The organism is Streptomyces sp. NRRL F-5122, assembly GCF_001507435.1.
GTDB lineage: Bacteria > Actinomycetota > Actinomycetes > Streptomycetales > Streptomycetaceae > Streptomyces > Streptomyces lannensis.
Map to the genome: position 1 here is coordinate 1 of NZ_LMWH01000251.1, position 14,181 is coordinate 14,181.

Consider the following 14,181-nt stretch of genomic DNA (forward strand, 5'->3'; position numbering starts at 1 on the left):
AGGTGCTGAGCACCAGGGTGCCGCCGAAGACCTCCTTGTAGAACTGAAGGGCCTGCCGGGCGTCGCCGGCGAACATCAGGTACGGGTTGAGGCGTGAGGCCATGATTCCTCCCGGTTGTGGGGCATGCGGTCAGTTGCGCCGCACACTAGCCGCGGCCACTGACAACGGCTCGGGCCACGCAACGCGCTCCGACACGTTCGGCACCCGAGGAGCCGGCCCGGACCCGGAGCCCGGATATCGTGCCGTCCACACATGCCCAGGTCGGGTCCTGCTTCCGGTCGTATCCGGGGGGCTTCAGGAGGGACGCCGTAGCAGCCCGGGGGCTCGAAGAACCGGGCCGGACGGTATGAGATCAGAGGTCGCCGCTCAGCCTGCGGGCCAGTTGCTCGCGGATGTCTGCCGTGAGGTTGCCGGTGACACCCAAAGTGATGACCAGTTCGGCCACGTGCCGCAGTTTGGTGTTCGTGCACATGGACGTCTCGCGGAGCAGGTCCCAGGCCTCGGCGGGGGTCAGACGTTCCGCGGCGACCACGACACCGATCGCCTGGTCGATCACGGCGTGGGAATGCACAGCGCGCTCAAGCTGGGCGACCTTGGTCTGTAGTTGCTGGATCTCGCAGGCAGGGCTTTGCGGCTCCTGAACTGCGGCAGCAAACTTGTGCGAGTGGCTCTGCACGTTGCCTCCGAAGGAAAGGGGGCGTCCGCATTTCTGGTACGTCTGTCCTGTCTTGGGCCAGTTACGCCCGCTCCCTTCTTACCTTCACATTGAAGGGCACCAGGGGGCAACAGCGACACCACCCATGCCGCGGGGAGCAGCCGATCGGTGACAGCGCCCTCAGAGGGGCGGGCGGCGGCCGTCGGTCGGCCTGCCGCTCGCCCTGTCGTTGGTGCGGTTCAGGCGTCCAGGCGTCGCGCGGCGAGCCAGGCGACGATCTCGGGGTCATGGTGGTCGAAGAACAGGGAACCGCCCGTGTCGAGAGTGGCGATCTGGGCCATGTGCTCGTCGGTGAGCTGGAAGTCGAAGATGTCGATGTTCTCCGCCATGCGCTCGGGCCGGACGGACTTGGGGATGGCGATGACGCCGCGCTGGGTGAGCCAGCGCAGTACGACCTGCGCGACGGACTTGCCGTACTCCTTGCCGATCTCGGCCAGCAGCGGGTTGGTGAACAGGTCGTTCCTGCCCTCGGCGAAGCCGCCCCAGGACTGGATCTGCACGCCGTGCTCGCGCATCAGTTCGTGGTAGTCGGCGCGCTGGAAGAACGGGTGGGTCTCGATCTGGTTGACCGCGGGCACGATGTCGTTGTTGACGATCAGGTCGATCAGCCGGTCCGGGTAGAAGTTGGCGACGCCGATCGCTTTGGCGCTGCCTTCGCGGTTGAGGTCTTCCATGGCGCGCCACTGGCCGTATACGTCGCCGTAGGGCTGGTGCATCAGGTACAGGTCGAGGTAGGCCGAGCCCATCTTGTTCAGCGAGGTCTCGAAGGCACGCCGGGTGTTGTCCTCGGCCGGGGTGTCCTGGACCCACAGCTTGGTGGTGATGAACAGGTCCTTGCGGGCGACGCCGCTGGACTTGATGGCGCGGCCGACAGCTTCTTCGTTGCCGTAGGCGGCGGCGGTGTCCAGCAGGCGGTAGCCGGCGGCCAGCGCGTCGGAGGCGGCGCGCTCGGTGTCCTTGGCGGGAATCTGGTACACACCGAAGCCGAGCAGCGGCATCTCGATGCCGTTGTTGAGGGTGACGCACTGCATGAGCGGTGATCCTTGTTCTAGGGGCGTATGAGGGCCTTGAGGACGTGCCGGTCGGCCATGGCCCGGTAGGCGACCGGCGTCCGGTCGAGGGTGAATTCCTGGTCGAAGACGCGGCCGGGAGTGATCGTGCCGTCCAGGACATCGGGCAGCAGCTGCTCGATGTAGGCGCGGGCGGGGCTGGCGCCCCCGGTCAGGGTGATGTTGCGGTCGCAGGTGTTGTCGCTGTAGGTGAACGGCGCGACGACCAGGTCGCCCGCCGTCAGGCCGGTCACGTCCGCACCGGCTTCCTCGACGACGCCGAGGAACTCGTGGCCCATGGGACGACCGGTGTCGGCCGCGGGCATCGACTGGTACGGCCACAGGTCACTGCCACACACGCAGGCAGCCACCGTGCGCACCACGGCGTCGGTGGGCTGCACGATTTTCGGGTCGAGCCGGTCCTCGACGCGGACGTCTCCGGCTCCGTACATCACCGCTGCACGCATGAAAGGGGGTACTCCAAACGAGGGGACGGCACCGCACCGGGCGGCGGTGCGGCAGGGAAGTATCAGCGTTCGAGCATCTGTGCCTGCGCCTCGGTGTGGGTGTTTCCTGCGGCGGGCGGCAGGCTGCTCAACGTGTTGATCTGTTCGCTGGTCAGCGTGATCGCATCGGCGGCGGTGTTCTCCTCCACGCGGCTGACCCGCTTGGTGCCGGGAATCGGGGCGATGTCGTCGCCCTGGGCCAGCAGCCAGGCCAGGGCCACCTGCGCGGATGTGGCACCGACCTGGGAGGCCAGGGCCTGCACCTCGTCGGCGAGCGCCAGGTTGCGCTGGAAGTTCTCGGCGGAAAAGCGCGGGTTGTCACGCCGGAAGTCGGATGCGTCGAACTGGTCGGTGGATCGGACCGTGCCGGTCAAGAACCCGCGTCCGAGCGGGGAGAACGGCACCAGGCCGATGTTCAGCTCCCGAAGGACAGGCAGGATGCGCTCCTCGATCCCGCGCGTCCACAGCGAATACTCCGACTGCACCGCGGTGACCGGCTGGACGGCGTGGGCGCGGCGAATCGTGTCCGGGCCGGCCTCGGAGAGACCGAAGGCGCGCACCTTGCCCTCGGAGATCAGCTCGGCCACGGCGCCGGCCGTCTCCTCGATCGGCGTGTTCGGATCCACCCGGTGCTGGTAGTACAGGTCGATGTGGTCGGTGCCCAGCCGCTTCAGGGAGCCCTCGACGGCAGTGCGGAGGTTGGCCGGGCTGGAGTCCAGGTTCCACGCGCCCTCACCGGCGTGAGAGACCAGGCCGAACTTCGTGGCCACCACCACCTGGTCCCGGCGTCCCTTCAGGGCCCGGCCAAGCAGTTCCTCGTTGGTGTAGGGGCCGTAGATCTCGGCGGTGTCGATGAGCGTGACGCCCAGCTCCAGCGCCCGGTGCACGGTTTTGATCGACTCCGCCTCGTCGGTACCGGAGCCGGTGTACCCATGGGACATGCCCATCGCACCGAGACCGATCCGAGAAACCTCCAGGTCACGCAGCTTGATGTAGCGCATTTCGCCCTCTGCGGTTCGTGGCGTACCCGGCACCCTCGCTCCCGCCCGACCAGACAGATCGTGCCCGCTCTGGCTCTGGCGGCGGCCGGGGTACCGGCATCTTGCTCATTCAGCTTCACCCGGACCGCGCCGGCGAGGCAGGGCGGGCTCTTCAGGGGTAATGACAGGGCCCCCTCCGCCCCGCGCAGCGGCGTACAACGGGTGAGACTGGAAGACATGGCATCCCAGAGTGCGAACAGCGAGGGCGCCGAGCTGGGCCGCTTTCTGCGCGCCCGCCGCACCCAGACCAGTCCCGAGCATGTCGGCCTCACCGTCGGCGCCGGCATCCGCCGCACCCCGGGTCTGCGCCGCGAGGAGCTGGCCACCCTCGCCGGCATCAGCATCGACTACTACGTGCGCCTGGAACGCGGCAAGGAGACCCGCCCCAGCCCCGCCGTCCTCGACTCCCTCGCCCGCGCCCTGCGCATGGACGACCAGGAACACCAGCACCTGCGCGAACTCGCCGCCCGGGCCGCCCGCTACACGCCCGAACCGCCACCCGTCCCGAGCCGCACCGTGCGCCCCCACCTCAAACTGCTGCTCGAATCGCTCCGCCCGAACCCGGCCTACGTCATCAGCCGTAGCATGGACATGCTCGCCTGGAACCCCGGCGGCCTCGCCCTTTATGCGGGCCTGGACGACTGGCCCGTCGTACAGCGCAACCTCGCCCGCTACCTCTTCCTCCACCCCGCCGCCCGTCAGCTCTTCACCGACTGGGACCGGCAGATCACCGCATGCGTTGCCCGCCTACGCGCCATCGCCGGTACCGCCCCGGACGCTCCCGACCTCACCAACCTCGTCGGCGAACTCCTCCTGAAGAGCCCCGACTTCGCGGGCCTGTGGGAACGCTACGAAGTAACCGGACGCAAGCCCGCGCACAAGACGTTTCAGCACCCCCAGGTCGGCACGGTCACCCTCACCTCGCAGTCACTGCACGTGGAAGGCACCCCCGGCCAGCGCATCGGCGTCTACACCGCCGAACCCGGCACCCCCGACCACGACGCCCTGCTCCTGCTCGACATGACCGCCCCCGCCACGACGCAAAACACAGCACACCAACCGAGCTGACCCCCGCTCGCTGCCCCGATGCCGTCGTCCGGCCGCCACGCAGAGCGCGCGAGGTGGGAGCGGGTAGGGGCGCGGACGCGGCAGGCCTGCCGCGCGCAGGCAATCCGTGAATGCACCCGGTGCCCGGCTCCCCACCCAGGCCCGCCGAACGGGATCAGGCCGCGTAGCTGCGCCGACGGCACCCGTCTGCGCGCCGCGCGACCGAGGTGAGTCTGATGAGCGGGTGCCCGTGCCGGGGCTGACGAAGGTCAGGCGGGCGCTTGCGTGATCAGTTCGTCCGCGTGTTCGCCCGTCACCAGGTAGACCACGCGCCGGGCGACGGACACCGCATGGTCGGCGAACCGTTCGTAGTAGCGGCCGACGAGCGTGACGTCGACGGCGGTTTCCACGCCGTGCTGCCACCGGTCGTCCATGAGGTGCTGGAAGATCATGCGGTGCAGTTCGTCCATGCGGTCGTCGTCCTTCTCCACCTGAAGTGCCGCATCGACATCCTGGGTGATTACCACCTCGGCCGCCTGCGCCATCAGGCGCTGCGCGAGCTGGCCCATCTCCAAAATCGTGCGGCGCAGATCCCGCGGCACCGCCTGCTCGGGATAGCGCATCCGGGCCAGCTTGGCCACATGCTCGGCCAGATCACCACAGCGCTCCAGGTCCGCGCTCATACGCAGCGACGTGACCACGATGCGCAGGTCCGTGGCGACCGGCTGCTGCCGCGCCAGCACCGCGATCGCCTGGTTCTCCAGGTCACGCTGGAGGTCATCGACCTTGTTGTCGGCCGCTATCACGCTCTCGGCAAGCTCCAGATCGGCATCCAAAAGAGCGGTCGTGGCCCGGCCGATGGCCGAGCCGACCAGGTTCGCCATCTCCACCAGACGATCACCGATCGCGGCCAGTTCCTCCTGATAGGCCTTCCGCATCATGTCCCCACCCTCCGTCGTGCAGGGCCGCCGCCGGCCCCTGCCATATTCGAACACATCATGCAGGAGCTGCTCGGTTTCTGCCCGGTTCCGGCAGGTCGGTCGTCCCGGCAGGAGTCGGTGTGGAGCGTTGTCGGCTGTCCGTGGTTGGCCGTCCTCGGACGGCTCGGACAGCAGTCGAGCGTCGGCCGCGACGGGGGCACGTGCAGGGCTTGGCGGCCGCCTTGGCCTACCGCGGTGCCGGTGCGCCTGCTCCCGGGGCCGGGGGCATCGTGACGGCCTTGGTGCGGCGCTCGGGCCGCCAGGTCGCCACCAGCGCGCCGGCCAGCAGGAGTTCGGCGATGTCCCCGCCGTAGTACATGATCTCCGCGGCCTGCTGCACCTGGTCGATGGGGGCGCGGATGTCGACGAAGAATCCGCCGTACATGGCTTGGGCGATCAGGGCGTGCGCAGCGATCGCCACGCCCAGGTATACGAGCCGGGCTCGCACACCCGGCCGAGCGGGCGCCGGATCAGGACTGGCGATGACGTGGGCGAACAGGCAGCCGGAGGCCAGGAAGTGCGCGTGCATGAGCCAGTGCCCCATCGGGTGGCTGGAGGCGGTGTTGTAAAGCGGGGTGAAGTACAGCACGCCCAGAGAGCCGGTACTCAGCGCCAGCGCCGTCGCAGGGTGCGTTGCCACCTGGGCCGGTCGGCTGTGCAGGACCGCCGTCACCTGGCGGGCCGTGGAGGCCGGCAGCGTGCGCAGCAGGAGCGTGACCGGCGCGGCAAGAACCAGAGCCAGCGGGGCGTACATGCCGATGAGCATGTGCTGGGCCATGTGCCCGCGGAAGTCGGTGTGCGCGGCGGATCCCAGCGGTGGCAGCAGCCCGACGGCGAGCAGGCACAGCCCTGCGAGGAACGATGTCGTCCGCCAGGTACTCCAGCCCCGTGCCCGGTTGCGGCGCTGAGCCTGTCGTGCAGCAAGCAGGTAGGTGCCGCCGGCCAGGGAGAACAGCAGCAGCGCGGTCAGCGACGTCCCCGGCAGGCTCGTTCCGCCGTTGTGGTGGTGCATGGCGCCCATCAGGCGCGGTCTTCGGGCGCCGCGGCGCCGCGGCCGGTCTCGGGGTCGAAGGGCCGACCGCTGCGCTGGAGCAGGTAGCCGCCGATCAGGAACAGCCCGCCCAGGACGAGGAAGCCCGCGTCCCACCATGCCTGGTAGGGGCCGCCGTGGACGTGGTGGATGCCCAGGATCTGATGGTCCAGGATGCCCTCGACCAGGTTGAACAGGCCCCAGCCGACCAGCATCCAGCCCCACAGGACCCGCGAGGTCCACACGGCCCGCCGGTTGTGGGTGACCCGTGCATACAGCAGGGCCAGGCCCAGCAGGACGGCGATCCAGCACACGGCGTGGAAGATGCCGTCCCACACCGTGTTCATCTCCAGCCCCGAGACGGTGTGGGGGTTGTAGTACTTCACCCCGATGCGGTCGTGGTTGGTGCTGGAGAGCATGTGGTGCCACTGCAGGAGCTGGTGCAGCAGGATGCCGTCGACGAACCCGCCGAGGCCCACGCCAAGGACGATCCCGGGCAATTGCAGACTGCTCGGTGCCGCCGGAAGTGCCCAGGCCGGGCCCGCTGTGGTGGCCATCCCAGGGCTCCATTCCGTCGACAGTGGGCATAAGAAACTTCCGGTTAGGGATTCCCGCACTTCCCTCCTCACTCACTCTGCGTGCGGGGCTTCAGCCATCTCGCCCATCCGCGCACCATCACCTCCCTCCCGTCCCCTTCCGTCCGCCGTCGCCGCCCACACCGGGGCGTGGTTTCCCGGGCGGCCCGGCGGAGCGTGACACGGTACGAACGAGAGCTGAGGAGGGCCCCCGGCGGACCGATCGCACCTGTGGCCCCCTCTTGCCGATAGCCGGTGTCGGGTGCCGTGCTGCGACATTTCGGGCCGTGACTGCGCCTGAGGTCGGCGTGGGGGACTGTCTGCGAGAGATCGAGTGCCTGGCGCACCGCGTCGGTGTGGAGGCGTCGGGGGGGCTGGGTGTGCGTTCCGGCTGACCCCGAGGATGCGACACCGCTTCAGGCGAGTGTGAACGCGCTGGCCCGGGCCCTGCGCAGCTACCACTTCCCGGGAGATGGATGCGCGGAGGAGGACCGGTCCTTGACCTGGCTGGTTGGGGCTGCTGTATTCGGGCCGCGGGTCATGCCGGCGGGGGTGGGGAAGAGCTATGGGAGGCGTGTGCGCGCCTGGGCGTCGCGCCCAGGTCCGAGGGCTGGGGTCTGTGGAACACCTGGGGTGAGGGGGATCTGGAGGTGACCTTGGTGGTGTCCGCGGTCGAGACGACGGTGGGGCTGCTGGAGAGCTGGTCACGGGGCAGGGGCGTGGACCCGGTATTGCCGCTGCCGTCCCAGAACCCCGTGATCCGCCATGGCTGGATCGGGCCGATGACGTTGGCGCCCCGGGCCGGCCTGGGCGGCCGGACGCTGTCCTAGGCATCCTCGCTCCTGCCCCGGGACCGCAGGCCAGGCGGGGCGAAGGCGCCGGATGCCGGGTGCCCAACGTCCCGGGTACCGGTCCCGTACCCGGGCGGGTGCCGCCCGCACCCGCCCGTAACCGGGCCGGGCCGGTGGCGGCCCGGGGGCCCGGAGGGTGGATCGGCCCAGGCAGGCCTGCGTTCCGGGGGTGCGGTACGGGGTCCCGGTGGCCGTGTGGGGGGTGATGGCGGAGACTGGGGGTGTTCTCGGTGCCCGGCGGAGTCGAGCTGGCAGTTCCCCGTCCGGGCCGGAACGCCCGCCGGGGGGTGGTCGTGTGGAGCCGTAACGGCGACTGAGTATCTCGAGGGGCTTGTCATATGGTGCGTCCTGCCGGAATTTCGACATCTGCCACCGGTACATCATCTGCCACCGGTGCATCTGCAACCGATACATCGGGAAACGGCGACAAGGGGTATGTCGGTTCGCCGGCTGTTCTCCGGAGCCGGTTCGCCGACGTGCTCGCCGGGGTCCTGCAGACGGACCGGGTGGCGGTCGACAGGCACTTCTTCGAGGAGTTGGGCGCGAATTCACTGGTCATGGCGCAGTTCTGCGCGCGGGTGAGGAAGTGCGCGGACCTGCCCTCGGTGTCGATCAAGGACATCTATCAGTATCCGACGATCCGGAGCCTGGCCGCTGCGGTGGCCGACGCCGGCGCGGAGTCGGCGCCCGAACCCGAGCCGGGGCCGGTGGAGGTGCCGGTGCGGGTGAGTTCGTGCCGTTACATGGTGTGCGGGGCGGTGCAGTTGCTGCTGTTCGTCGGTTACGTCTTCGTCGTCGGGCTGGTGGCGGCCCGCGGCTACCACTGGGTGGCGGCGGGTGATGGGCTGGTACACATCTACCTGCGGTCGGTGGTGTTCGGTGGGGCCGGGTTCGTGGCGTTGTGCGTGTTCCCGATCGCGGCCAAGTGGATCCTGGTGGGCCGGTGGAAGGTCGGCGAGTTCGATTTGTGGGGGCTTGCCTATGTGCGGTTCTGGATCGTGCGGGTGCTGGTGCGCGCGAATCCGATGTTCTTCTTCGTGGGTAATCCGCTGTATGTGCTGTATCTGCGGCTGCTGGGTGCGCGGATCGGCAGGGGTGTCACGATCCTGTCGCGCCGTATACCGGTGTGTACCGATCTGTTGACGGTCGGGGATGACACGGTGTTGCGCAAGGAGTCGTTCTTCCTGTGCTACCGGGCGCAGGGGGGCCGTATCCAGACCGGTCCGGTCACGTTCGGCAGCGGTGTCGTGGTCGGTGAGAAGACTGTCTTCGACATCGACACCTCGGTGGGTGACGGTGCCCGCCTGGGTCATGCGTCCTCGTTGCACCGCGGGCAGCGTGTCCCGGGGGGTGAGTACTGGCATGGTTCCCCGGCGCAGCGGGCCTGTTCCGGTATGGCGTTGGTGCCGCCGGCGCGCTGCGGCACTGTGCGTCGTATCGGGTATGCGGTGATGACGTTGGCGCAGGTGTTGTTGGTGGTGGTGCCGCTGGCGGTGGGCGGTTCCTACATGCTGCTGGCCACGTCCCCGGCGATCGCCCGCACGGTGGGCACGACCGCGACAGCCAGCCCGGGTATCACGACGGCCGGTTTCTACACGGATGCGCTGCGGGTGTCGGCGGTGGTGTTCTTCGGGTTCGTCGTCCTGGGGACCACGGCGTTGTGCACGGTGCCGCGTCTGTTGAACCGGCTGGTCAAACCGGACACCGTGTATCCGCTGTACGGGGTGCATTATTCGGCGCACCGGACGATCGCCCGTACCACCAACATCAAGTTCTTCAAGCGGCTGTTCGGTGACAGTTCCTACATCGTGCACTACCTCAGGGGGCTCGGCTACCGGCTTGCCCCGGTGCAGCAGACGGGTTCCAACTTCGGTACCGAGGTGGAGCACGAGTCGCCGTTCCACAGTGCGGTGGGGACCGGCACGATGGTGGCCGACGGGCTGTCCGTGGTGAACGCCGACTTCTCCTCCACGTCCTTCCGTGTCGGTGAGGCGCGGATCGGCCGGGACAACTTCATCGGCAACAACATCGCCTTCCCCGTCGGTGCCCGCACCGGCGACAACTGCCTGCTGGCGACGAAGGTGATGGTGCCGCTGGACGGTCCGGTCCACGAGGGGGTCGGTCTGCTGGGCTCGCCGCCGTTCGAGATCCCGCGGTCGGTGGAGCGCGACAGCCGCTTCGACCACTTCCTGTCGAGTGAGGAACTGCCCCGCCATCTGGCGGTGAAGAACCGCTACAACCTGGCCACCATGGGCCTTTTCCTGGGCGCCGGCTGGCTGTACTTCTTCGCCATCACCCTGCTGGGCACGGCGACTCTCGCCGCCCGCGGCCTGGCGGGATCGGTGATGGTCGCCGTGTCCACGGCGCTCACCGTGGTGTTCACCGCCTTCTACCTCATCCTCGTGGAACGCCTGGTGGGGCGCTTCCGCCCGCTGCGCCCGCAGTTGTGCTCGATCTATCACCGGGACTTCTGGCTGCACGAGCGGTTGTGGAAGCTGCCGGTGGAGTACTTCCACGTCTTCAACGGCACCCCCTTCAAACCGCTGGCCTGGCGTTTGATGGGGGCCCGGGTGGGCCGGCGGGTTTTCGACGACGGCTGCTATCTCACTGACCGCACGCTGGCCGCGATCGGCGACGACTGCACCCTCAACTTGGCCAGCAGGATCCAGTGCCACTCGCAGGAGGACGGCACGTTCAAGTCCGACCACAGCACCCTGCACGCGGGCGTCACCCTCGGCGTGGCCGCCCATGTGCACTACGGGGTGAGCGTGGGTCAGGACGCCACCTTGGCGCCCGACTCGTTCCTGATGAAGGGCGAGGAAGTCCCAGCCGGCGCCCGCTGGTACGGAAACCCCGCCACCGAGACCAGGAGCACCGAACGCTCCTGCCCCGTCCCCGCGTCCTGACCCACCCACTCCCACCGCAGACGAACCCGCAACCCCTCCACGCGGGCCCTCCGGTGCGGGCCCGCACGCTGCGCGCTCGTGCGGCACGCCCGGCCGGTGCTCCCGGCCGACAGAGCAGATGCGAACAGGACCGCACCCATTCCGCGCGTGCGATGACGAACCACCCAACCGTACGGGCTGTCCTCTTCTGTATTCGCTGGTGTCTACTCTGCGGGATTCAGCGCGATAGTGCCGGTGCCTGCATACAGCCGGGGATCGAGGGAGAGGACGGTGACGGGATCACCTGCTTTCGCGGCCTGCCGGGCGATTGCCGCACAGTGGGCCACCGGCCACTGGGTGTCCGGCCACGCCGTGGCCTCCAGGGCGTGGATCGAGGTGAACGGCACCTGTTCGGCGAAGCGGAGCGATGCGGCGTGGGCGCCGGAACCCGGGAGGTGGCGCTCGGCGGCCAAGGCGGCCAGGGACGGGACGAGGACGTGCCCGGTGCCCCGCGAGGCCTCGATGTACAGGCCGGTGAAGAAGTGGTCCGCCCGATACAGGGCGGTCAGGGCGGTGTGGTCCAGGACGGCTGTCGGACTCACGCAGCAGTGCCGCTCTGGTGTGCGCGGATCTTCTCCCAGGCCGACCGGCCTGCGTCCTCGACCTCGGGGGTGTAGTCGACACCGAGTTCCCGTGCGGCTTCAGCGGCGCGTTCTGCCCGTTCGGCCTCGGTGAGTTCGCCTGCGGCGAGATGCTCCAGCAATTCCGTGATCGTCGTACCGCGTTCCGCTGCGAGAACACGCAGTCGGTCGCGTACGGCCTCCGTGGTCTTGATGCTGGTCGGCTTGCTCATACCGGGATTCTACCACCGGTAGAATCAGCATCGGGTGTGCCTGTCGAACCATCAGATCGGGGAACCGTCCCTGTGGCGGAGCATCCACGGCTCGCTGGGGAGTCGGGCTGGTTGCTTGTCTCCCGCGCCCTGGCCGTCTGCCTTCGGAACGCCGTCGCCGGATTCCCGGGATCGCGCACGCCGGTGGGGTGCAGCCGGCGGAGGCGGGCTCGGACCCTAGGCGACGAACCCGTACCCCGTCGGCGGCGTGCCGGCGCCACCGGACCGGGAGGGCTCGGCGCCGCACCCCCTCCCGCCGACGCGACCCCGACCTCACTCGCGTGGCCGTTCATGCTCCACTCGTGCAGCCGTTCAGGCCTGACTCATGTGGCCGTCCAGGCCTGCCGTCGGCCGTCACGACGACCGGACCCCCGTGGTGCGACACCCGACCCCGGCCCGCACCCACTCCAGGAACTCTCACGCGATTAGATTGCGCACAAGATAAACGTGTACTAGGTTTCTCCGTGTCGCCCCGGGCCGGCAGGCCAGGGGAGCAGGCAGTGCCCTAACTGCGCCGTCCGCGGCGTGCCCGTGATGTGAAGGAGAGTGTCCTGTCATGAACCTCAAGCCCGTGAACCATTCGGCCGGTGCCCCGGTGCTTCCGACGATCGTGCTGGTGCACGGCGCGTTCGCGGACTCCTCCAGCTGGAACGGTGTCGTGGAGCGTCTGCAGCGCGCGGGATATCCGGTTGTCGCCGCCGCCAACCCGCTGCGTGGTCTGGCCGATGACGCCGCCTACGTCGCGAGTGTGCTGGAGGGTGTGCAGGGGCCGGTGGTGCTCGCCGGCCACTCCTACGGTGGCGCCGTGATCAGTGAAGCCGCGGTGGGTAATGCGCAGGTGAAGGCGCTCGTCTACATCGCGGCCTTCACTCCCGACGAGGGTGAGAGCGCGCTGGAGCTGTCCGGCAGGTTCCCCGGCAGCACCCTGGGTGCCGCCCTCACTCCCGTCCCCTTCCCGCTTCCCGGCGGCGGTACCGGCACCGACCTGTACATCGAACCCGCCAAGTTCCACGACCAGTTCGCCGCCGACGTGCCCGAGCCGGTCACCGCCCTGATGGCCGCCACCCAGCGCCCGGTGGCCGCCTCGGCGCTGGAGGAGAAGGCGAGCGCGGCCGCCTGGAAGAGCATCCCCTCCTTCAGCCTGATCGCCACCGAGGACTACAACATCCCGCCGGCCGCCCAGCAGTTCATGGCCCAGCGCGCCCACGCGCACACCGTCGAGGTGAAGGCCTCCCACGCGGTCGCGGTCTCCCAGCCCGACGCGGTCGCCCGCCTGATCGAGCAGGCCGCCCAGTCCCTCGCCCACTGACACCCGCCAGACCCGCCCGCCCGGCCGGCGCCGTGCGGGCGGGATCGTCGTCGGCCCGACATCTGGTGCCGGGTGGTGCTGCGCCGGTCCGGGGTCACGGGCGGCGTGCAGTGGCAGGGCGGATTCCAGCCGCCACCGGCTGGCCGGGCCCGGGCCCCTGTCCTGCACCCGGCGCAACCTCGTAGCATGGCCCGTATGACGCAGCCGGAACCGGTCACGGCCTCGAGCCCGGTGCGCGTGGACTTCCATACGTTCGAGCTGACCGACTCCCACCGGCGCGCCCCAACAGGGTTGTCCACGTCCAACGGACTGGTCTGCTCACAGCCCGGCATGGCCGTGATCTGCACCGGCATCAGCATGGGCTGGGTAAACGTCCAGGTCCGCGTGTGCCGGCGTCCCCCCATCCGCGTGGACACCGGCGCATGGGACGAGATCGTCGACCACAGCTTGGAAACCACCACCGGCGCGCTGTATGTCACTAGCGTCATGAGCGATCCCCCTCAACTGCCCCTGCTGACTCCGCAGGGACCGGGCACGTATCGCGTCCGGGTCCACGCGCGGGGCCGTGACACCGCCCCCGACGGCGTCGCCCACGAACCCGTCGAGGACTACCTGCTCATCGTCTGGCCGGCCGCGTCGCAGCCGGACGAGATCCATCAACGCAGGGACCGGTACGGCGCCGAACTGAGAGCCCTACCGGACCGGCCTGCGCCCCCGCGAGCAATGCTCAAGGTCTGTGGATCGGCCTCGGGTTGGGACGTGAGAGGGCGTACCTTCCCGAGTGATCGATAGGTCACCGAATAGACCGACGTTGCACCGTTGGGAAAGTACGCCCATGCTCAGCGGAGGGGATGGCTCTTTGGAGGGCCGAGTCCACATTCTCCACGGTCAAGCTGCGGACCAAGGTCACCCCGCGGGGCCGGCAGCCCGGCCGCCGCCCTCGCCATGGTATTCAAGCTGGTCGAGTCCGCCCAGGGGCGCTGGCGCGCGGACACCGGCGCCTCCCTCGTCGCCCTGGTCCGCTCCGGGGCCAAGTTCGAGAACGGCTTCCTGGTCGAGCGCGACGAGACCGTCGCAGCCTGATCACACGTCACCGAGCCACACCGATCGACAATTGTTCTCGCCGCCGGCCTTCTTGACTCCCGGCTTCTCCATCGCAGGACAAGTTCGCCTACTTGGCATGGGCCACGCTCGCGTTCAGCGGTTTCATCAGATCCAGCGCCTGGCCGTCGCCGATGGCGGCCACCTGGTGAATACCTGCCCAATTGGCTAGGTTGCCCTCACCTCATCCGATTCTCGCA

The 14,181-nt window shown here is 69.0% G+C and carries 15 protein-coding genes and 1 pseudogene; 6 read left to right on the forward strand and 10 right to left on the reverse strand.

Annotated elements, in window-relative coordinates; translation table 11 throughout:
• The 5 genes from ADL25_RS49250 to ADL25_RS31180 all read right to left on the reverse strand — a co-directional run.
• Positions 1–103: VOC family protein (locus ADL25_RS49250; RefSeq protein WP_199839233.1), on the reverse strand; the 103-nt coding region annotated here is incomplete at its 3' end.
• A 250-nt stretch (positions 104–353) separates the two neighbouring features.
• Positions 354–677, reverse strand: a complete 324-nt coding sequence (locus ADL25_RS31165; protein WP_079050688.1) for an ANTAR domain-containing protein — start codon at positions 675–677, stop codon at positions 354–356.
• Between the two features lie 218 nt (positions 678–895).
• On the reverse strand, positions 896–1,747 hold the full coding sequence (locus ADL25_RS31170) for an aldo/keto reductase (RefSeq protein ID WP_059131229.1): 852 nt from the start codon (positions 1,745–1,747) through the stop codon (positions 896–898).
• Between the two features lie 17 nt (positions 1,748–1,764).
• Positions 1,765–2,232: an alcohol dehydrogenase catalytic domain-containing protein gene (locus tag ADL25_RS31175; protein ID WP_059131230.1), complete on the reverse strand. Its 468-nt coding sequence runs from the start codon at positions 2,230–2,232 to the stop codon at positions 1,765–1,767.
• A 62-nt stretch (positions 2,233–2,294) separates the two neighbouring features.
• Complete coding sequence (locus tag ADL25_RS31180; RefSeq protein ID WP_059131231.1) at positions 2,295–3,272, reverse strand: aldo/keto reductase; 978 nt, start codon at positions 3,270–3,272, stop codon at positions 2,295–2,297.
• A 216-nt stretch (positions 3,273–3,488) separates the two neighbouring features.
• Between ADL25_RS31180 and ADL25_RS31185 the strand changes: the two genes are divergently transcribed.
• On the forward strand, positions 3,489–4,379 hold the full coding sequence (locus ADL25_RS31185) for a helix-turn-helix transcriptional regulator (protein WP_059131232.1): 891 nt from the start codon (positions 3,489–3,491) through the stop codon (positions 4,377–4,379).
• Between the two features lie 248 nt (positions 4,380–4,627).
• Here ADL25_RS31185 and phoU read toward each other — a convergent pair whose 3' ends face one another.
• The 3 genes from phoU to ADL25_RS31200 all read right to left on the reverse strand — a co-directional run bounded on the left by phoU (position 4,628) and on the right by ADL25_RS31200 (position 6,925).
• Entirely contained in the window at positions 4,628–5,296 is a 669-nt protein-coding gene (gene phoU, locus ADL25_RS31190; RefSeq protein ID WP_059131273.1) for a phosphate signaling complex protein PhoU, read from the reverse strand.
• Between the two features lie 229 nt (positions 5,297–5,525).
• Positions 5,526–6,359 (reverse strand): cytochrome c oxidase assembly protein, encoded by an 834-nt coding sequence (locus ADL25_RS31195; protein WP_059131233.1) that lies wholly within the window; start codon positions 6,357–6,359, stop codon positions 5,526–5,528.
• Entirely contained in the window at positions 6,359–6,925 is a 567-nt protein-coding gene (locus ADL25_RS31200) for a DUF2243 domain-containing protein (RefSeq protein ID WP_059131234.1), read from the reverse strand. The genes ADL25_RS31195 and ADL25_RS31200 overlap by 1 nt, the downstream gene beginning before the upstream one ends.
• A gap of 494 nt (positions 6,926–7,419) precedes the next feature.
• On the opposite strand from ADL25_RS31200, the gene ADL25_RS50835 reads away from it, so the two are divergent.
• Both ADL25_RS50835 and ADL25_RS31210 read left to right on the forward strand, forming a co-directional pair.
• Positions 7,420–7,773 carry a hypothetical protein gene (locus ADL25_RS50835; RefSeq protein WP_234381106.1) on the forward strand — a complete coding sequence of 118 codons (354 nt, stop codon included), beginning with the start codon at positions 7,420–7,422 and terminating at the stop codon, positions 7,771–7,773.
• A gap of 497 nt (positions 7,774–8,270) precedes the next feature.
• Positions 8,271–10,700 (forward strand): Pls/PosA family non-ribosomal peptide synthetase, encoded by a 2,430-nt coding sequence (locus ADL25_RS31210; RefSeq protein WP_059131236.1) that lies wholly within the window; start codon positions 8,271–8,273, stop codon positions 10,698–10,700.
• A 203-nt stretch (positions 10,701–10,903) separates the two neighbouring features.
• Here the strand turns inward: ADL25_RS31210 and ADL25_RS31215 are convergent, their stop codons facing one another.
• Together ADL25_RS31215 and ADL25_RS31220 are read right to left on the reverse strand one after the other, a co-directional pair.
• Positions 10,904–11,281, reverse strand: a complete 378-nt coding sequence (locus tag ADL25_RS31215) for a hypothetical protein (RefSeq protein ID WP_059131237.1) — start codon at positions 11,279–11,281, stop codon at positions 10,904–10,906.
• Positions 11,278–11,532 carry a hypothetical protein gene (locus ADL25_RS31220; protein ID WP_059131238.1) on the reverse strand — a complete coding sequence of 85 codons (255 nt, stop codon included), beginning with the start codon at positions 11,530–11,532 and terminating at the stop codon, positions 11,278–11,280. Before ADL25_RS31220 ends, ADL25_RS31215 begins: the two co-directional genes overlap by 4 nt.
• A 595-nt stretch (positions 11,533–12,127) precedes the next feature.
• On the opposite strand from ADL25_RS31220, the gene ADL25_RS31225 reads away from it, so the two are divergent.
• The 3 genes and pseudogenes from ADL25_RS31225 to ADL25_RS50840 all read left to right on the forward strand — a co-directional run.
• A complete protein-coding gene (locus tag ADL25_RS31225) occupies positions 12,128–12,880 on the forward strand; it encodes an alpha/beta fold hydrolase (RefSeq protein WP_059131239.1) in 753 nt (250 codons plus the stop codon).
• A gap of 195 nt (positions 12,881–13,075) precedes the next feature.
• Positions 13,076–13,672: a hypothetical protein gene (locus ADL25_RS31230; RefSeq protein WP_059131240.1), complete on the forward strand. Its 597-nt coding sequence runs from the start codon at positions 13,076–13,078 to the stop codon at positions 13,670–13,672.
• A gap of 77 nt (positions 13,673–13,749) precedes the next feature.
• Positions 13,750–13,963: pseudogene (locus tag ADL25_RS50840) on the forward strand (IS256 family transposase); the annotation flags it as partial.
• Positions 13,964–14,181: the final 218 nt, after the last annotated feature.